Source organism: Pseudoalteromonas sp. CO348, assembly GCF_004208845.1.
Lineage (GTDB): Bacteria > Pseudomonadota > Gammaproteobacteria > Enterobacterales > Alteromonadaceae > Pseudoalteromonas > Pseudoalteromonas maricaloris.
On the sequence record NZ_SGPI01000030.1, the window covers coordinates 1 to 19,065 of the forward strand.

Sequence of the window (19,065 nt, forward strand, 5' to 3'; positions counted from 1 at the left end):
TTGGAGCGGCACACGAGGTTCGAACTCGTGACCTCGACCTTGGCAAGGTCGCGCTCTACCAGCTGAGCTAGTGCCGCATTCCATAGTTAGCTCATTATATTGTCGGTAATTACGCAAGGTCGCGTTGATTACCTACTGCAGCTGAGCTAGTGCCGCATCACATTTTTTAGTTTATACACCTAAAGTAAGTGTTTGGAGCGGCACACGAGGTTCGAACTCGTGACCTCGACCTTGGCAAGGTCGCGCTCTACCAGCTGAGCTAGTGCCGCATTCCATAGTTAGCTCATTATGTTGTCGGTAATAAAGGCAAGGTCGCGTCCTTACCTGAAGCAGCTGAGCTAGTGCTGCATTACATTTTTTAGTTTATACACCTAAAACAAGTGTTTGGAGCGGCACACGAGGTTCGAACTCGTGACCTCGACCTTGGCAAGGTCGCGCTCTACCAGCTGAGCTAGTGCCGCATTCCGATATAGCTCTTAGTTTTCCGCTGGGCGCAACCTTGAGGTCGCGTCTAACGTTTTAGCAGCTGAGCTAGTGCCGCATCACATATTTAGCTCTGGATTTGTCGGTAACTACGCCAGATCGCGTCTTTACCTATAACAGCTGAGCTTATACTGCTTTATTAATGCTCAAGAAACCCCGCAAGGCTTGTCATCTCAAGCGGGGCAGGATTCTACAAGATAAAATTTGCTTTGCAAGTGTTTTTTAAACTTTGAAGAATTTTTCTTGGTAAACTTTCAGCTCCATGATGGAGTCTTTGATATCATCCAGTGCTAAGTGAGAGCTTTTTTTCTTTATCTCACCCAATAGTTCAGGCTTCCAGCGTCTCGCAAGTTCTTTTATCGTACTGACGTCCAAATTGCGATAGTGGAAATAAGCTTCTAGCTCTGGCATGTATTTGTTGAGGAATCTACGGTCTTGACCAATAGAGTTACCACACATTGGTGAAGCACCTGGCGGCACCCACTCTTTAAGGAAATCTAGTGTTTGCTTAACTGCATCTGCTTCCGTGAATTTACTCGCTTTACAGCGAGCAGTCAGACCTGAGCGACCATGTTGATTGGTGCACCACTCATCCATATTGTCCAACAGCTCATCACTTTGATGAATTGCCACTACTGGACCTTCAGCTAAAACATTGAGATCACCGTCTGTGATCACCGTCGCGATTTCTAAGATTTTATCTGTTTTCGGTTCTAGCCCCGTCATCTCTAGATCGAGCCAGATCAAGTTTGATTCATGAAAAGTCATACTTTACCTTAGCGGTACTTTCCTTTAGATCCAATGCAATTAGATATATCATATTAGTTTAAACACTCGACCTAAAGCTTTTTTTACCATGCGCGGCGTTTTATTGATTTATAGCCTAAATTTGAACGCTCTGCACGCCTAAGCTTAAACAGATTATAAACATGGCAAAGAAAAAGAAACTCAGTAAGGGCCAATCCCGTCGGATTAAAGCCAATCATCAGAAGCGAATCGATAAAGCGAAAGAGACAGAAGTATCTGATGTTTCATGGCAAAACGACAACTTAGGGCCAACAGAAGCCGCAGTGGTGATCAGCCGCTTCGGCCAACATGCGGATATAGAAACCACAGACCAAGAGGTTTTGCGTTGCAATATCCGTCGTACCGTAACAAGCTTAGTTTGCGGTGATGAAGTCATTTTTCGTCGTGCCAAGGTCAGTGATGGTGACTTAGCCGGCGTAATTGAGGCTGTACATGAAAGGCGCACACAACTCACTCGTCCGGATTTTTATGACGGTGTGAAAGTTGTCGCTGCGAATATTGACCAAATATTGATGGTGTCGGCCGTTGTGCCCGAATTTACCCCTCAAATCATCGATCGCTATTTAGTCGCGTGTGAGGATATGGGGATAGAGCCGATTTTATTACTCAATAAAATTGATTTGCTTGACCAAGAAAGCCTCGAATATATTGATGAAGTCTTAGATATATATCGTGAGCTTGGCTATCGCGTACTGTTAGTCAGTACAAAATCAGGCGAAGGCATTGACGAGTTAAAACACATGCTTGAGGACAAAAATAACATTTTTGTTGGACAATCAGGGGTTGGCAAATCAACGTTGGTCAATACGGTACTGCCCAATGCAGATATTCTCACCAAAGAAGTCTCCGAAAATAGTGGCTTAGGGCAACATACAACCACAGTATCGCGCTTACACCACTTGCCGTCCGGTGGAAACCTGATCGACAGCCCAGGGATCCGTGAGTTCGGCCTATGGCACTTAGACGTGGAACGCGTCACTTGGTGCTTTAAAGAATTTAGGGAATTTATTGGTGGCTGCCGCTTTAGAGACTGTAAACACCTGAACGATCCGGGATGCTTACTTCGTGAAGCCGTAGATGAAGGTAAAATCAGCGAATTACGTTTTGAAAGTTACCATCGTATTTTAGAATCTATGGCTGATGGCCGCGCAGGTGCGCGCGCGCCGAGAGTCTGATAATATTTGCTAAATTGGCTCAATGACTTGAGCCCGATAGCCACTTCGCAATACAAAAAAAGCGAAAGTGACAAGACTAATAATTAGGAACTGTTAAAAGTGAATTTGGATAAACTAAAAATTGCCATGCAATATGCATTACCTAAACATGCGGTTTCTCGTTTGGTTGGTAAGCTTGCCGCAGCAGAAGCTGGCGCCTTAACCACAAAGCTAATTAAGCTGTTTATCAAACAATATAAAATCGACATGAGCGAGGCATTGCACGAAGATCCAGCTCACTACAAAACCTTTAACGAGTTTTTTACCCGTCCACTGAAGCCGGGGATCCGTCCTTTGGCAGAAGAGAGCGATATCCTTGCCCACCCAGTGGATGGTGCAATCAGCCAACTTGGTGATGTCGTCGATGGTCAGATTATCCAAGCTAAGGGTCACAACTACAGCTTACAGACGCTGCTAGGCGGTAAAGAAGAAGACGTTGCGCCTTATGTTGGTGGTAAGTTTGCAACGATTTATCTAGCACCGAAGGATTATCACCGTATCCATATGCCGGTTGATGGTACACTTCGTAAAATGATTTATGTACCGGGCGACTTATTCTCAGTAAATCCACTTACCGCGCAAAATGTGCCTAATTTATTTGCTCGTAACGAGCGAGTTGTTGCTATTTTTGACACTGAGATTGGTCCGCTTTCTATGGTATTGGTTGGTGCAACTATCGTCGCGAGTATTGAGACGATTTGGGCCGGTACAGTGACACCACCAGCCGGAAGAGATGTCTTTACTTGGACATATCCAGCAGAAGGTGACAACGCGATAACGCTGAAAAAAGGCGAAGAGATGGGTCGCTTTAAACTTGGCTCTACCGTGATCTTAGCGTGGGGGGCAAATAAGGCTGAGTTCTTAGATGGCCAAAACCCAGAGACCGTCACACGCATGGGTACGCCTTTCGCAAAAATAGCAGAGTAGACTAATTGGTATTAGTGGCTTGAAACTATCTCAAGCCACAACATTCACACTCGGGGTTTTTACTGAGCCCATACAGCTTTTGCTGCAAACTCATACCCTCTAGCGTACAAAATACACTTCCTTGATGATGTCCAAGTAGCACATTTATGGTCAATAAAGCTTGCTGCGCGCCGATCACTCCCAGTAATGGACTAATGACGCCAAAGTTGTCACAACTCTCCACTGGTGTTTGCGAACCCTCAGGGAAAACGCAAGCATAACAAGGTGACTCAGCCCTAAAATCAAAGCACATGAGTTGGCCTTGTGTAGCGATAGCAGCGCCTGCTATCAACAACTTGCTCGCTTGATGACAATACCTATTGAGCAAATAACGGGTAGTAAAGTTATCGCTGCAATCCAAGACAATATCGGCATCACGGAGCAACTCGGCGACGTTCTTATCAGTCAGTCTCGCATTTATTGGTACTAGTGCGATCTCGTTATTAAGACTTGCCAGCACCTTTCCAGCTGCTTTGGCTTTTTGCTGGCCAAGGTGGTTCACCTTATACAGAATTTGCCTTTGTAAGTTAGACAATTCCACGTCGTCGTCATCAACAAAAGTAAGCTTACCAATGCCACTCGCCGCTAAGTAAAACAACGCAGGGCTTCCCAGCCCACCGCAGCCAACCACAGCCACATGCGCCTGTTTCAATGCGAGTTGGCCTTGCTCACCGACCTCTTTTAACAGCAAATGGCGACTATACCTCAACCGCTCTTTGTCATTGAGTTCAGTCATGTTGCGCCATAGCTTGCTTTAATTCAAGTACAGCCTGTTGTGGATCTTGGGCTTCAGTGATGGCTCTTACAACCGCAATACTAGATACGCCAGTTGCGGCCACTTCTGGCACGCGACTAAGATCAATGCCACCAATAGCGACGGTTGGATAGCTACTCTGCATCAAAGGTACAAAATGTGTCAGCTTTTCCAGCCCTTGGATTTGGCCGGTCATGTCTTTAGTCGTGGTTGGGTAGATAGCACCAAAAGCCAAATAACTTGGGCGATAGTTATGTGCCCGGAGCATTTCATAAAAACCATGGGTTGAAATACCTAAGCGCAGCCCTGCCTCTTGGATGACAACAAGATTAGCTTTATCGATATCCTCTTGGCCTAAATGAATTCCATAAGCGCCGTGTTTAATCGCTAACTGCCAGTAGTCGTTAATAAACACCTTCGCATCGTATTTTTGTCCAAGTGCAATGGCGGTTTGTATTTCAGCTTCAAGATTAGCTTGCTCTGGATCTTTAATTCTCAGCTGCACCGTATCGACACCTAATGCGAGACATTTTTCCACCCAATCAGCGCTGTCCACCACGGCATAAAGGCCAATAGGGTCGTCAACGCTGGCAAAGCCTGCGGCAAAATTAAACTCCTCAGGTAATGCAAACTCTAGTTCATCAGCAAGCCAAGAGCCCGCTTCTATCACTTGCGGGTAATCATTGAGATCAACAGGAAAACTCGTATGCGCAACAGGGCCCACTCCTTCACCATAACGTATCGCCGCTTTTAGCCCTGCATTGATGTATGCCTTAGCGAGAATAAAAGCATCTTTAAATGGGTACTCCTTGGCCATACATGCCGCGATCACTGACGATAAACTACACCCAGTACCATGGCTATGCGGTGTTTGAATTTTCTCATTGCCAAGCCAATACTCGGTATCACCCGCTAAGCCATAATCAATGCAGTAGCCTTTTGGGTAATCCCAATGACCGCCTTTAATGATCACCGACTTTGCACCGAATTCACGCAATTTGGCAGCAGCCTCTTTTACCGCTTCAGGACCTATCAAATACACGCCTGTCAGCAGCTGAGTTTCGTGTGTATTGGGTGTAATGATATCCACCAGCGGTAATAAATGGGTTTTTAACGCATCCACCGTGTCTTCTTCGGTTAATGAATCCCCGCTCGTCGCGATGGCTACTGGGTCATAAACCACAAGCGGCGGCTTTTCCCATGTTGCTTTATAATGCTCGAGGTGTTCAGCGATCAGTTGGATCTGCTGAACATTGGCGAGCATGCCAATCTTTATCACCGTTGCAGGCATATCTTGTGAAAGCGCCGTTAGCTGAGATTCGATAACTGTGGTCGAAACCGGGTTTAACGCTTCCACCCCTAAACTATTTTGCGCCGTCAACGCAGTTACTACGGTACAACAATGAACATTAAAGCTCTGTGTTGCTTTGATATCCGCTTGAATACCAGCGCCGCCGCCAGAATCAGAACCCGCAATACTCCAAACGATATGTGACAAAGAGAACTCCTTATATAGTTATCCGCAATTCAAGTTAGTTTGCGTGCCAAAAAGGCATGCCTAAGGTTGGCGTAGAAGGTGATGCCACCTCTTTTTGTGGCATTGCTTTTGCCAAATAAGACAGGCGCCCTGCAACCGTGCTGGCTTCAAACGCTTTTGCCATGGTGATAGGACAACCCGCCCCTGCCACTGCCGAATTCAATAGTACGGCATCATAACCCAGCTCTAGAGCTTGGCAAGCATGAGACGGCAAGCCGAGTCCCGCATCGACAATCAAGGTTTGATGAGGTAAACGCGTGCGAATGGTTTGCAGGTTATATGGATTTAACAGCCCTTTTCCCGTACCAATTGGTGCGCCCCAAGGCATTAAAACTTCACAACCAAGTGCATCTAAACGCTGACACAGCACCAAATCATCAGTGCAATAAGGCAATACCTTAAACCCGTCTTTTAGCAAAATTTCGGTGGCTTCGAGCAATGCAATTGGGTCTGGCTGTAAGTTATATTCATCACCAATGAGTTCAAGTTTAATCCAATCCGTGGCAAACACTTCCCGGCACATCTGCGCCAAAGTCACTGCTTCTTTTACGCTATGGCAGCCAGCCGTGTTTGGTAAGACTCGTAGTCCCATCTCTTTGATAAGCGACCAAAAGTCATCACCCGCCTGCTTAGTTTGCTGGCGTCTCAGCGACACAGTAACAATTTCAGCACCCGAGGTGGCGATAGCCCCCTGCATTACCTCCGGAGAAGGATAAAGTGCTGAGCCAATTAACATGCGGCTAGTAAATTGTTCACCATAAATAGTGAGCTTAGTATCAGTCAAAGACTGCATATTTATCCCCCTTGAATTGGCGATAAAAGCTCAATCTTATCGCCGTCGCTCAATGTCACGCTTGGCAGCTCCGTGCGGGAAACAAAAGTACCATTAAGCGCGACGGCAAAAGGCGGCTTGGCACCTCTGGCTTCAATAAATTCCTGAATATTTTGCTCGCGGTTGATATTAATCGTTTCGCCATTAAATTCGACTTTCATAATAACTCCTTAGATAGTGCTTGTTTCACGATAAGCGGTGCCAGCAGATAACCGTGTCTATATAAGCCATTGATACTGATCACATTACCTTGTTGTTCAATTTTGGGGTGATTATCTTTAAACGCAGGTCTAAGTCCTGCTAATAAAGACAATACTCGCGCTTCGGCAAACCCACGATGAACTGAATAAGCAGCAGAGAGTAATTCGAGTGTAGAACGTACCGTTATCTCACCATTATCTTGCGACTCAATTTCCGTCGCACCAATAACAAACTGATGGTCTGGCTTTGGCGCAATGTAAATGGGGTATCTTGGGTGCATCAAGCGCACAGGTCGAGTCAAGGTCACTTCTGGGGCATAAATTCTCGCCACTTCGCCGCGCACACCACGAAGCCCATTACACGTGGCTTTCGCACCAAGACCGCGACAATCAATCACCCAGTCATACGCTTGACTAAGCTGCGCCTTTTGCGCTTCGTCACAATGAACACCGTAGTTAATCTCTACCCCTTGCTTCGTCAATGTTGCCGCACTACTTTGATAAAACGCCTGATTATCAAGCTGGCCTTCGCAAGGTAAATACAAGCCTTGATGAAAGACACCGCCAAGCTCTGGTTCCAATTGCGCGATCCGAGCGCCATTTACCACTTCCGCGCTATGATCTCTTAACGGTTTTAAGCGCTGCTGAAAACTCACTAAATCACCACGGTCTTGACCATGTGCCACAATAAGAGAGCCTTGCTGCTGGAAAAATACCGGGCTTTCCAGCTTCGCCAGTAATTGTGGCCACAGTTTCATGGACTCCAGCCCTTGCAGCGCCAATGCTTCATCGCATATCACAGACTCAGCCAACGGCGCTAACATGGCCGCCGCCACACTACCTGCTGAGCTCTCCGTACCTTGCTTTGCTTGTTCAAATACGCTGATTTGATAACGCTCAGCGAGCATCAATGCAGCGATGCGCCCAGTTAAGCCAAAACCCAAGATAGCAACACGTGCTTGAGTAGACATAGCTACACTCCTAAAATTAACCACCCGACGGGCATCAAGGTGGCTATGATGGGATGAGTTATACCAATTTGCTTTATTAAGTGATCTATTTTGAGGCAAGAAAATCTTGTCGATAACAAGGCAAAAGTTTTGCTATTTAGTTGTTCTAAATAAGAAACTTTTAACGCAGTTAGCGTCAGATTTACTCCCTCAAATTGAGCAAGTATTAAGACAAAGTGGTATCATAAGGCTTTGTGGTAAAGCTCAGAGCCTGATTGCTTAAACTCTTCTGACTTTGCTTTCATCTCGGCTTCAACATCCACCATTTTAATGCTGATCTCTTCGCCTACATTATTAGGATCAATGCCTCGCGCCTCTAACTCTTTTGCATAGTCACGCACATCCTGAGTGATCTTCATCGAGCAGAATTTAGGACCACACATAGAGCAGAAATGAGCGACTTTGCCCGACTCTTGCGGCAAGGTCTCATCGTGATATTCACGAGCACGCTCTGGATCTAGACCGAGATTGAACTGATCGTGCCAGCGGAACTCAAAACGTGCTTTAGACAGCGCATTGTCACGAACTTGAGCGCCCGGATGGCCTTTCGCCAGATCCGCTGCATGCGCCGCTATTTTGTAGGTGATCAGGCCTTCTTTTACATCTTCTTTATTCGGTAAGCCTAAGTGTTCTTTTGGTGTCACATAGCACAGCATCGCACAGCCATACCACGCAATTTGCGCCGCACCAATCCCAGAGGTGAAGTGATCATAACCCGGAGCGATATCGGTAGTGAGTGGGCCAAGCGTGTAAAACGGTGCTTCATCGCAGTGCTTTAGCTGCTCTTCCATATTCTCTTTGATCATATGCATCGGCACGTGTCCTGGGCCTTCAATAAAGACCTGAACATCGTGTTTCCACGCAAGCTTAGTTAACTCACCAAGGGTACGCAGTTCGCTAAATTGCGCTTCATCATTGGCATCGGCAATAGAACCCGGACGCAAGCCATCACCTAACGAGAAACAAACATCGTATTGCTTTAAGATTTCACAGATGTCTTCAAAGTGCGTGTAGAGGAAGTTTTCTTTGTGATGCGCTAAACACCACTTCGCCATAATTGAACCACCGCGAGACACAATACCCGTCACGCGTTTTGCCGTCATTGGCACGTAACGCAGTAGTACTCCCGCATGGATAGTAAAGTAATCCACGCCTTGCTCAGCTTGCTCAATCAAGGTATCGCGGAAGATCTCCCACGTTAGATCTTCGGCAACGCCATTCACTTTTTCTAGTGCCTGATAGATTGGAACCGTACCGATAGGCACAGGAGAGTTACGTACCACCCACTCGCGGGTCTCATGAATGTAGCGCCCTGTCGACAGATCCATTACGGTATCTGCACCCCAACGGGTCGACCATACCATTTTTTCCACTTCTTCTTCGATAGAAGAGGTCACTGATGAGTTACCAATATTGGCGTTAACTTTGACTAAGAAGTTACGTCCGATAATCATCGGCTCAGTCTCAGGGTGATTAATATTGTTTGGTAGTACAGCACGACCACGGGCGATTTCATCACGCACAAATTCAGGCGTAATAAACTCAGGAATACTGGCTCCAAACGATTGGCCTTTGTGTTGCTGCGCGAGCAATTCTTCACGCAACTTAGCGCGTCCCATATTTTCACGGATCGCCACATATTCCATTTCAGGCGTCACTATGCCTTGGCGGGCGTAGTGCATTTGCGTGACATTTTTACCCGCCTTGGCACGGCGAATTTTAGGTAAATGTTCAAAGCGAATATGATCAAGTCCTTCATCCGCCATACGCTGCTGAGAAAACTGTGACGTCACCGACTCTAGCATTTCAGTATCATCGCGCTCAACTATCCACTGCTCTCTAAATTTAGGAAGACCAGCACGAACGTCAACCGGTACTTCAGGATCTGTGTATGGACCTGAAGTATCATAAACACGAATGGGATCGTTTGATTCAAATACGGGATTTTCCTCGGTGCCACCTACAAACGAATCACTTAGTGTGATTTCACGCATACCAACGCGTACGCCTGCTTGTTCACCCTCCACATAAACTTTATGTGAGTTTGGAAAAGGTTGGCCTTTAAGGTTATGGATAAATTCTGCCGCGGCTGCTCGCGCTTCACGACGACTTAGCTTGCTACTATTGTTTGACATGACGTTCCTCTTATTTTCATACAAAGGTGTCTTGTCAGATCTCCAAAAGGAGAGAGACGAGGATAGTCCTCGGGTAAGGTGGATAGCAATAAACCACTATTGCTACAGACAAACGCAGCGCGTTTGCTGTCTTGTTCCCTACGCAGGCATTAACCTGATCAGGTCCACGGATCCCGCAAAATGCGATCTCAGCCCGACTATCTGCAACAAATTTGCTGCAAAAATTCAAGGCACTCCGACAAGTAACGAATTAGCGCCAGTCTACTTGCTAACACGAAAGCTCGCAAGCACTGACACTGGAATTCTTATTTTCAGCTTATTGTTTAATAAAACTAAACTGAGGTTTTCCTTTTAAGGTCAACTTATTAGCATTTACTTCAAGCAAGACACCAATTTGTAATTGGTTAATAAGCTGCGATTCAACCTGAGCGATTTCTTCACCACAGTACTTACGCGTCATGCCTAAGTTTTTAACTTTTAACTGCCCTTCGACAATTTCGCCTTCGCCAAAAAAGCGATTACAACCCGCAAAACCATTGACTTGCAGTGCATCGATAAAACGAATATCAATAGGCTTTTCACCAAGTCCAGCGTCTGATTGTAATTGCGTAATATTTTGGCCATTAATACTCTGTAACTGCCAAGCGGAATACTTAAGTGCTTCCGTGTCTACCTTCCCTGTCGATATACATCCACTAAGCGCCATTATTGCGCCGATTATGCTGATGAATTTCATGGTAAACCATCTATTTTATGCCCTGAGTTTATTATAACGTTTCAAGATACAAAAATAGCAGTAAAATTCTGTAAAAATCACTCAATTGAGTATTTTACCGTCGCCATGTTTACATATCGTAGTATTTAGGGCCTGACTTGAAAGATAAACAGGCCCTAATTAAATAAGTGTGTAATAGCGTCTGGTAAAAACGGTCTACCGCGCTCATTCACCGAAGTTCCAGTGACCACAGCATCAAGCATGAGTTTATTGTCATGCGCTCTTATCACTTTTTGCTTAAATGCGAACTTTACTCTGCTTTCACGCTCAAGTGCGACTTCAACATAAAACTCATCGCCTGGACGTAACGAGTCTTTGTAATTCATTTCGCTACGAATAACGACTAAGTTCACTTTTTGCTCTGCAAGCGCTGCAAAATCAACGTTATTCGCCAATAAAAACTCATGTCTTGCGTGCTCTAAATAATTAAAATACACGCTGTTATTAACTATTCCCTGTAAGTCACACTCATAGTCTCGGACTTTAAAATCAACTTTAAAACTCATATCTGGCCTATTTGTTTAACATTTGCGGGCTAACATATAACACAATTTCACTGTCAACTGGTCTGGCTTTTGTTAAACTGTGCCCAATTAAAAATGGGACAAAGATTAAGCATGAAGTTAAAACTCTCTACGATCACCTTGGCACTGCTGCCATTTTTCTCTCATCAGGCACTTGCCGACGATAACCTAGAAACCATTGTCGTCACTGGCGATTTTCAGAATGAAACTATCCAGACATTAAGTGCAAGCGCTTCGGTGGTTGACGAACTCACTATCGCTAAGCGTGGTGCGCAATATTTAGATGAGATACTAGGTGCCACCGCTAACGTTAACTTTACGGCAGGTGCGTCTCGTGGTCGCTTTATGCAAATCCGTGGTATCGGCTTACGTTCACAGTTTGTTGATCCTATTTATCCCAGCGTTGGCTTATTAATTGACGGTATTAATTATTCTGGATTAGGCGCAAGTGCGCTGCTTTTTGATACTGAGTCAGTGGTGGTGTATCGCGGCCCTCAAGGCACTAAATTCGGTTCTGATGCTTTAGCAGGAATCGTTGAAGTAAATACCCAAGCCGCTACCACAGCGCCCTCATTAAAAGTGAAGTTAGGCGCAGGTAATTATAGTAGCTACGAAGCAGGCCTTGCGGCGGGCACAGGGTTAAGCGACGACACCGCTGTGCGCGTCAGCCTCTATCAACGAGAGTCTGACGGTTACGTAGATAACCTCTACCTAAACAAACCCACTCAGCAACAAGACGAGCAAGTAGCAAGAGTGAAACTTAACTCTCAAGTGAGCGATAATCTCGCACTAGAGTTTGCTTATCACCATATTGATACTGAAAACGGGTACGACGGTTTTACCTTGGATAATTCACGTAACAGCGTCGCTGATACCCCGGGCCAAGACAACCTCAGCTCCGATGCGTTTTCACTACGCGGAATTTACACTCGCTCAGACTTATTCAATGTCGAATTTAAAGTATCTGGGCTAGATGCTGATACTTTGTATAGCTACGACGAAGATTGGGTATGTAACGACGCAGCTCAACCAGCGCTATGCGCAGCAGGATTACACCCTGAAGGATATAGCTCAACCGATGCCTACGGGCGTAACCATGAAAATGGCAACATAGAGTTTTTAATCAAAGATAAACAAAATGACTGGGTGGTAGGTGTTTTTGCAAAGCGTAACGATGTTGATTTGACCCGTCATTACACTTGGCTTGAGAACCCATTTACGTCAGCATACACCGTAGAAAGTAAAGCGATTTTTGGTCAATACGTGCATCACCTTTCAGACAAAACTCGCCTAATCGGTGGTCTTCGCGCGGAGCAATATGACGCTGACTATTTAGATAGTAACGGCTTTAGTATCGAAACCGATGATGTAATGTGGGGCGGAAAAGTCGCACTTGAATATCAAGTTGTACCGCGCACTATGATCTACACCAGCCTTACTCGCGGTTACAAAGTGGGTGGTGTAAATGGTGAGGCTCTGGCAAAAGCCAAAGATGAAGGTTTAAACATTCCGGCCGAACACCATTACTTTGACCCTGAGTATGTTTGGAACGCTGAGTTTGGTGTAAAGGGTGAGTCTGAAGACAAACGTCACCTTGTACGGGTTACCGCGTTTTATATGCAACGCGATGATATCCAGTTAAAGCAATGGCAAGTTTCTAACCAGCAATTTGCAGGCTACATCGACAACGCCAGTAAAGGCAGTAACTACGGCCTAGAAGTTGAAGGTAACCTACAATATACGGACCGTCTTGGTTTTAGCTACAGCGCAGGCTATTTAGAGACCGAGATTGAAGACTTTGTGGCTGCCAGTGGCCTAAACCTTGATGGTCGCGACCAAGCACAAGCGCCAAATTATCAATACTCGTTTGCCGTTAATTACGAGTTAATGGATAACCTAGTGGTTGAATTAGGTGTGGAAGGCAAAGACAACTATTACCTCTCGGATAGTCACAACGAACAAGCGCGTAATCATAACCTGATCAACGCAAGCCTTAGTTACTATGGTGACAACTGGTCATTAACGGCTTGGGGTAGAAACCTAGCAGACGAAGACATTGTAGTACGTGGCTTTAGGTTTGGTAATAATCCACTAGACGGCTGGCAAGACAACACCTATGTACAATACGGCGAGCCACGCGTTTATGGCCTAAGTTTTACTTACGAACTGTAGTACGACCCGTTTATCGCCTACACATAAGGCGATAAACGGGCACAAAAAGAAAAAAGGGGGAACGTAAAATTAGAGTAAAACGTTCCCCCTCACCGCAAAAACTCAAAAAGCAATTACCCTTTTAGTTATTCCATGCTTGGGGCACTGGAATACACCAACTCAACCAGATTATTCATCGTTTTTGACTTCTGCATGTAAGCCTTTTCCATATGGGCAAGCTCTTGCAGTTCAAACAGGGTTGTTTCCACCAGTGCTAACCATTTGGTTGTGGTGTCTGGCACCTCGTTACCCTGCCTTGCCGCCTTCTTGAGGGCATCGTAATAAATCGTTAAGTCATGATATTGGCGTAGATAATCCATATTGCTCTCCAACATGTCACTTTATTTCACACTAAAGTAACAAAAGCTTCGAGCAAAAATCTGCGCGAAGAAAATTTTTTTGAATTTATTTGTAAATTAATTAAAAACGCCAGCACCATCGTAGCAACACCTCAGTTAAATAATGAGTTACTCATCTCAGGCTTCGCCTAAAAAATCGAGCGAAGATTAATTAAATGCAACAAAATGTTCATTTTTAGACGGACTACTCTTGAAAAAGAAATTTTCTACGATAGACTCGCGTTTACGGTTTAGATACAAAAATGCAACTTGGTTAAGCGAACAATAGAGACAAACAAATAGCGTACATCCAGCTAAATAGGGACTGATGCTGTTTGTTACGCGAGTGCGACAGGCAAAAAGGATTGAGTTGGTGGGGAAATTTGATAAGCGCTTTACAGGAGACGACCTGCGTCGCATGCGCAAAGTCGCCGGCAAAACCACGCAAGAAATGGCTAATTTGGTCGGCGTGGAGCGTGGCACTTACGAAAACTATGAAAAAGGCGTAAGCAAATTTCCCTACGAATATTTTGAAATATGGTGCGACACCTGCGGCATCAACCTCAACCCACTTAGAGAACAAATCCTTGCCCTAAGAGACAAAATTGACGACGCCAAATTATGGCGTAAGTCGCCAACACCGCGAAATAATAAATCAAGCAACGAGGATAACGGCTAATGAAAGACGCGCACTTTCATTGCCCCTCACCACAATGGCAAACAATAAAGTTACGAATAAGGTCCATTTGCAACACAATGTTTTCAACTTTATTGTTAAGGAGTAAAGTGGAGTGGAAATTAAACACCGCAAAACTTAACTTAGAAAGGACGTCATTATGCGCTTTTTTATAAAAAATATAGCTAACCGACTCGTAACTTTAACAGCACTTTCCCAAAAACAAGCTAACAGGGTATCTGGTGGATCGCTTGGGCCAAAAGTAAAAGACCCAAAAGTCGAAAGTGACTCAGCAGCGCCAAGTAGAAAGTTATCACTGAATATAAATTCGATCAATCAAGTGACTGGTGGAAGTCATGGAGATAAATTAGATGATCCAAAGCTCGATAAGCCCTCATCTCGCGGAATTACAACTAGTCCATTACTAAAGGGAAATAAATGAAAAACTCTTGGTACTTTTTTCTATTGGTGATCTTAATGACAGCTGCATTTGCAGCTATTCATTATTATACTGATTTTGCCTACCAAATTCACACAATGGTACTTTTGGTTGTTTTGACATGTCTCTCTCGTCAGTTAGTGAATTTGCAACATATATCAGCGGTGCTCCTTGCAATTACAGCCGTTGAATATGTTTTAATCAAGTATATCTTGGAATTAAGTGCCTCAGGGTTACCTGCGTATCAAGGAAATGGTTTTATTTTTGGGAGCCATTTTATTGTAGACTTCGTGACTCTGTTATTTCTTAAATATCGAGTTAGCTTGTCTTTACGCTATATCAAGCATACTAGTTCAAATAATTGGCGTTCCATATATATGACTCATGCAGACCCTATCCTATATGGCATTTACTTTGCGTTTATTCTAGTTGACCTCGCGGCCTTCGGTGAAAATATTATTCGTAATTTAGAACATTTCGGTGTAGATGAAAGCTTTGCCAAACAATTCTGGAGCTGGGGCTTAATATACTATAACTACGAAATCCTAAAGTCGATTTTACTTTCCTGCGTAGTCACCACCATACTGGCTACTATCTTTGTCGAACGGCAGCGCCCTGATACGCCAGATGAGGAATTGGAAAGCGAATCTTAGTGACTTTATAACTGTCACCTTATAAGCAGGTACAGTCGTGCTCTATGCGCTTATATGATGACTTAACAAGAAATTTCAGACATTAAAAAAGGCGCTTGCGCGCCTTTTTTAATTCCTCAATTTACCGCTGATTATTCAGTTTCTGGTAAATTGCGACCGTAGAACACTTCCTGAATTTCACGATTCAGCTTAAGACGAATTTCTTCCTCTTCGTCTGCATCTAAATCATCAGTACTAATTCCAAATAGATATGCATTTAGGTCTGTTTCCTTAAGCATCATCTTCGTATGGAATAGGTTCTCTTGATACACGTTTACGTCTACCATGTGGTATGCGTCTTTAGTATCTTCCGTCATGTAATTCTGGATCGAGTGAATTGCGTGGTCGATATAGTGTTTAACACCATTAACGTCACGAGTAAATCCACGAACACGATAGTCAATCGTCACCACATCTGACTCTAAAGAGTGAATTAAGAAGTTAAGCGCTTTAAGTGGCGAAATAATGCCACACGTTGAAACTTCGATATCAGCTCTAAAAGTACAAATGCCATCATCAGGGTGTGCTTCAGGATAAGTATGAACACAGATGTGACTCTTATCTAAGTGTGCTACCACTGACTCAGGAAGTGGACCTGGAGCTTCATTACTATCAAAAGTCTGTTGATCAACAGGCTCTTCTGATACTAATATCGTCACACTCGCCCCTTGTGGTTCATAATCTTGACGTGCGATATTCAGTACGTTTGCACCGATGATATCCGTTACGTCTTTTAGAATATCCGTCAAACGATCAGCACTGTACTGCTCATCGATATATTCTAGATATTCTTTACGTTGCTGCTCGGTCTTGGCGTAGCAAATATCGTAAATGCTAAAGCTTAAACTCTTAGTTAAGTTGTTAAAGCCATGGAGTTTAATTTTATCAAAGGGCTTGTTCACGATAGACCCACCTTAATACAAAAAATCTGCGCTGCAGAAACAAAAGTTCGCGGATTTTATACGAAAATAGCGCTATGAAAAAGCGTTATTTTTCGTCAATTTCAACCACTTCATGGCTATGCGTAATTTCTACTGCTTTTTCAAGCATTAATGCCACTGAGCAATACTTTTCAGCGGATAAACTTACGGCTCTTTCTAGGTGTTTTTCAGAGACATTACGCCCTTTCACCACGAAGTGTAAATTGATCTTGGTAAAAACCCTAGGTGCGCTTTCTGCGCGCTCTGCGGTTAATTTTACTTCCACGTCGGTAACATCCTGACGCGCTTTTTGTAGAATGCTGACTACATCGACTGACGAACAACATCCCGCTGACATTAATACCATCTCCATTGGACTTGGCGCAGCACTATCAGAACCGGCATCAAATACCACATTATGTCCCGACGCAGAGCGACCGATAAAGGTATCTCCTTCAACCCATTTTACGCTAGCTAACATAGTTATCCTCTATAAAGCATAACACCGCCAAATGGCGGTGTACTTAAACCTAGAATTGCCTCTAAGTGTGTTTTCTACACTGTCGATAGTGATTGTGCCAAGCTATACAGCAGAATCAAACAGGTTTTTGACCAAACCCGCGAATTCTTCGATAAATTCTTTTTGTTCTACGGTGACACGTCTGTCAACAACACTTGATAGCACTTCTTGTAAGTCGTACACAATGCCATCTACCTCACGCACGATCATGCTGCGCTGCTCTGTAGATAACTCAGTGTGCTGCTCGCATATACGGATAACGTTTTCAGCGATCACATCTTCGATTAATTCCATGACTGTTGGAGCCCCTGGTTCAACCGTCCCAGACTTCTCAAACAAGGCTAAGTTTTGCGTCAAATACATGACTAAATCATCGTACCCTTGTTTATCTAAAACCATACTTTGCTCACCCGAACCTATCAAAGACATCTCCTATTGATTTAAGCAGAAAGTTTTTTCGATTGCTACTTTTGTAGTCAACTAGACACAAAAAAGCAGCCGAAGCTGCTTTTCTTATCAATTTTTATTGAGTAAACCTCAATATTGGCATTTTAATCCAAAGATAAACCTGGGCTCAAGCTAGAAGGTAAAGTTACCTTTTCTAGTTCCACAGAAGCCACTGGGTATGCACAGTAATCTGCCGCGTAGTATGCACTTGCACGGTGGTTACCTGATGCACCGATACCACCAAACGGAGCTGCACTTGAAGCGCCAGTGATTGGGCGGTTCCAGTTTACGATACCTGCACGAATACGACGTAAGAAACGGTCGTAGTCAGCTTCGTTGTCGCCAAGCAGACCTGCTGATAAGCCAAAGCTTGTCTCGTTCGCTTTTTCAATAGCAGCGTCAAAGTCTGTGTAGCGGAATATTTTTAACAGCGGACCAAAGTGTTCTTCATCAGGGAAGTCTGCAATGTTAGTACATTCGATGATCCCTGGCGTCACAAAGCCTGTGCCTTCTGTGTGTGTAAGCTCGATAAGCGACTCACCACCAAGCTCAACAAGCTGTTGCTGTGCTTTTACCATGCCAGCGGCGGCAGCATTTGAGATCATTGAACCCATGAACGGTTGATCTGCATCGTCAAAGTTACCCACTTTAATCGCTTTAGTTGCTTTGATCAGTTGCTCAAGGATTGTGTCACCTTGTTCACCTGCAGGAAGGAATAGTTTACGAGCACAGGTACAACGTTGACCACTTGAGATAAACGCAGATTGAATAATGTCGTGTACTGCCGCTTTGGTATCCGCTACGTCTTTTACGATAAGTGGGTTATTACCACCCATTTCAAGCGCTAGGATCTTACCCGGTTGACCTGCATATTGTTCATGTAGCAAGTGACCCGTACGAGAAGAGCCTGTAAAGAATAAGCCGTCAATACCCGCGTGTGACGCAAGTGCTTTACCTGTTTCAACTTCACCCTGAACTAGGTTAATCACACCAGCAGGAAGACCCGCTTGTTGCCAGTATTTAAGCGTTAGCTCAGCAACATAAGGCGTCAGTTCAGATGGCTTAAAGATAACCGTGTTACCAGCAAGTAGCGCAGGTACGATGTGGCCATTAGGTAAGTGACCTGGGAAGTTATATGGGCCAAATACAGCAACTACACCATGTGCCTTGTGACGGATCACGGCACGGCCAACTGGCATTGGATTTTCAACAACACCTGTACGCTCTTGATAGGCTTTCTCAGAAATCGCGATTTTACCTACCATAGCACCCGCTTCTGTACGAGTTTCCCAAAGTGGCTTACCCGTTTCTTTAGCAATTGCGATAGCCAGCTCTTCGCTATTTTCTTTTAGTACTTCAGCGAAACGCTTAACAATTTCTAGACGCGCTTCAAAGCTCATGTCGCTCCATGAATAGAAAGCTTCACGAGCCGCTTTTACTGCGCCATCAACTTGCTCAGCAGTAGCTGCGTTTGCGCTCCAAATAACGTCGTTGTTTGCTGGGTTTACAGAGCTAAAGCTTGCGCCTTGTCCTGCAATCCACTCACCATTTATTAGTTGTGCTGCATGTGTTGTCATAATCTGTT

20 protein-coding genes, 3 tRNA genes and 1 riboswitch are annotated in these 19,065 nt (G+C 44.5%); of the genes, 6 read left to right on the forward strand and 17 right to left on the reverse strand.

Annotated elements, in window-relative coordinates:
• Position 1: 1 nt before the first annotated feature.
• The 4 genes from EXT48_RS14975 to orn all read right to left on the reverse strand — a co-directional run bounded on the left by EXT48_RS14975 (position 2) and on the right by orn (position 1,251).
• Positions 2 to 77, reverse strand: a tRNA-Gly gene (locus tag EXT48_RS14975).
• A 116-nt stretch (positions 78 to 193) separates the two neighbouring features.
• Positions 194 to 269 (reverse strand) — tRNA-Gly (locus EXT48_RS14980).
• Positions 270 to 385: 116 nt separating this feature from the next.
• Positions 386 to 461, reverse strand: a tRNA-Gly gene (locus tag EXT48_RS14985).
• A gap of 244 nt (positions 462 to 705) precedes the next feature.
• Positions 706 to 1,251 carry an oligoribonuclease gene (orn, locus tag EXT48_RS14990; protein ID WP_010607090.1) on the reverse strand — a complete coding sequence of 182 codons (546 nt, stop codon included), beginning with the start codon at positions 1,249 to 1,251 and terminating at the stop codon, positions 706 to 708.
• A gap of 161 nt (positions 1,252 to 1,412) precedes the next feature.
• Between orn and rsgA the strand changes: the two genes are divergently transcribed.
• Both rsgA and asd read left to right on the forward strand, forming a co-directional pair.
• The gene (gene rsgA / locus EXT48_RS14995; protein ID WP_010368812.1) at positions 1,413 to 2,465 is read left to right on the forward strand and encodes a small ribosomal subunit biogenesis GTPase RsgA; all 1,053 of its coding nucleotides are present in this window, start codon (positions 1,413 to 1,415) and stop codon (positions 2,463 to 2,465) included.
• 99 nt (positions 2,466 to 2,564) lie between these two features.
• On the forward strand, positions 2,565 to 3,431 hold the full coding sequence (asd, locus tag EXT48_RS15000; protein ID WP_039494070.1) for an archaetidylserine decarboxylase: 867 nt from the start codon (positions 2,565 to 2,567) through the stop codon (positions 3,429 to 3,431).
• Positions 3,432 to 3,456: 25 nt separating this feature from the next.
• Here asd and EXT48_RS15005 read toward each other — a convergent pair whose 3' ends face one another.
• From EXT48_RS15005 to EXT48_RS15040, 8 genes are all read right to left on the reverse strand, one after another.
• A complete protein-coding gene (locus tag EXT48_RS15005; protein ID WP_130164939.1) occupies positions 3,457 to 4,206 on the reverse strand; it encodes a HesA/MoeB/ThiF family protein in 750 nt (249 codons plus the stop codon).
• Positions 4,199 to 5,722 (reverse strand): thiamine phosphate synthase, encoded by a 1,524-nt coding sequence (gene thiE / locus EXT48_RS15010; RefSeq protein ID WP_130164940.1) that lies wholly within the window; start codon positions 5,720 to 5,722, stop codon positions 4,199 to 4,201. Before thiE ends, EXT48_RS15005 begins: the two co-directional genes overlap by 8 nt.
• Before the next feature lie 34 nt (positions 5,723 to 5,756).
• A complete protein-coding gene (locus EXT48_RS15015; protein WP_130164941.1) occupies positions 5,757 to 6,554 on the reverse strand; it encodes a thiazole synthase in 798 nt (265 codons plus the stop codon).
• A gap of 2 nt (positions 6,555 to 6,556) precedes the next feature.
• Positions 6,557 to 6,754, reverse strand: coding sequence for a sulfur carrier protein ThiS (gene thiS / locus EXT48_RS15020; RefSeq protein WP_010368823.1), 198 nt, complete (start codon positions 6,752 to 6,754; stop codon positions 6,557 to 6,559).
• Positions 6,751 to 7,764: an FAD-dependent oxidoreductase gene (locus EXT48_RS15025; RefSeq protein WP_130164942.1), complete on the reverse strand. Its 1,014-nt coding sequence runs from the start codon at positions 7,762 to 7,764 to the stop codon at positions 6,751 to 6,753. The genes thiS and EXT48_RS15025 overlap by 4 nt, the downstream gene beginning before the upstream one ends.
• Before the next feature lie 221 nt (positions 7,765 to 7,985).
• Positions 7,986 to 9,938: a phosphomethylpyrimidine synthase ThiC gene (gene thiC / locus EXT48_RS15030; protein ID WP_039494060.1), complete on the reverse strand. Its 1,953-nt coding sequence runs from the start codon at positions 9,936 to 9,938 to the stop codon at positions 7,986 to 7,988.
• Between the two features lie 118 nt (positions 9,939 to 10,056).
• A riboswitch (TPP riboswitch) is annotated at positions 10,057 to 10,186 on the reverse strand.
• A gap of 68 nt (positions 10,187 to 10,254) precedes the next feature.
• The gene (locus EXT48_RS15035; protein ID WP_010368829.1) at positions 10,255 to 10,674 is read right to left on the reverse strand and encodes an META domain-containing protein; all 420 of its coding nucleotides are present in this window, start codon (positions 10,672 to 10,674) and stop codon (positions 10,255 to 10,257) included.
• 155 nt (positions 10,675 to 10,829) lie between these two features.
• Entirely contained in the window at positions 10,830 to 11,219 is a 390-nt protein-coding gene (locus EXT48_RS15040; protein ID WP_045962603.1) for a thioesterase family protein, read from the reverse strand.
• Positions 11,220 to 11,330: 111 nt separating this feature from the next.
• Between EXT48_RS15040 and EXT48_RS15045 the strand changes: the two genes are divergently transcribed.
• Positions 11,331 to 13,409 (forward strand): TonB-dependent receptor, encoded by a 2,079-nt coding sequence (locus EXT48_RS15045; RefSeq protein ID WP_130164943.1) that lies wholly within the window; start codon positions 11,331 to 11,333, stop codon positions 13,407 to 13,409.
• A 125-nt stretch (positions 13,410 to 13,534) separates the two neighbouring features.
• Here the strand turns inward: EXT48_RS15045 and EXT48_RS15050 are convergent, their stop codons facing one another.
• Entirely contained in the window at positions 13,535 to 13,768 is a 234-nt protein-coding gene (locus EXT48_RS15050; protein WP_010368835.1) for a hypothetical protein, read from the reverse strand.
• A gap of 346 nt (positions 13,769 to 14,114) precedes the next feature.
• Here EXT48_RS15050 and EXT48_RS15055 point away from each other — a divergent pair, with 346 nt between their 5' ends.
• From EXT48_RS15055 to EXT48_RS15065, 3 genes are all read left to right on the forward strand, one after another.
• The gene (locus tag EXT48_RS15055) at positions 14,115 to 14,465 is read left to right on the forward strand and encodes a helix-turn-helix transcriptional regulator (RefSeq protein WP_130164944.1); all 351 of its coding nucleotides are present in this window, start codon (positions 14,115 to 14,117) and stop codon (positions 14,463 to 14,465) included.
• Positions 14,466 to 14,622: 157 nt separating this feature from the next.
• Positions 14,623 to 14,904 (forward strand): hypothetical protein, encoded by a 282-nt coding sequence (locus EXT48_RS15060; RefSeq protein WP_239358910.1) that lies wholly within the window; start codon positions 14,623 to 14,625, stop codon positions 14,902 to 14,904.
• Positions 14,901 to 15,554, forward strand: coding sequence for a hypothetical protein (locus EXT48_RS15065; protein WP_130164945.1), 654 nt, complete (start codon positions 14,901 to 14,903; stop codon positions 15,552 to 15,554). The genes EXT48_RS15060 and EXT48_RS15065 overlap by 4 nt, the downstream gene beginning before the upstream one ends.
• Positions 15,555 to 15,685: 131 nt before the next feature.
• Here the strand turns inward: EXT48_RS15065 and speD are convergent, their stop codons facing one another.
• The 4 genes from speD to astD all read right to left on the reverse strand — a co-directional run bounded on the left by speD (position 15,686) and on the right by astD (position 19,057).
• Positions 15,686 to 16,495 carry an adenosylmethionine decarboxylase gene (speD, locus tag EXT48_RS15070; protein ID WP_010607075.1) on the reverse strand — a complete coding sequence of 270 codons (810 nt, stop codon included), beginning with the start codon at positions 16,493 to 16,495 and terminating at the stop codon, positions 15,686 to 15,688.
• An 85-nt stretch (positions 16,496 to 16,580) separates the two neighbouring features.
• Entirely contained in the window at positions 16,581 to 16,994 is a 414-nt protein-coding gene (locus EXT48_RS15075; protein ID WP_010607074.1) for an OsmC family protein, read from the reverse strand.
• A gap of 102 nt (positions 16,995 to 17,096) precedes the next feature.
• Entirely contained in the window at positions 17,097 to 17,432 is a 336-nt protein-coding gene (locus EXT48_RS15080; RefSeq protein WP_029215895.1) for a DUF3802 family protein, read from the reverse strand.
• 152 nt (positions 17,433 to 17,584) lie between these two features.
• Complete coding sequence (gene astD / locus EXT48_RS15085; RefSeq protein ID WP_010368876.1) at positions 17,585 to 19,057, reverse strand: succinylglutamate-semialdehyde dehydrogenase; 1,473 nt, start codon at positions 19,055 to 19,057, stop codon at positions 17,585 to 17,587.
• Positions 19,058 to 19,065: the final 8 nt, after the last annotated feature.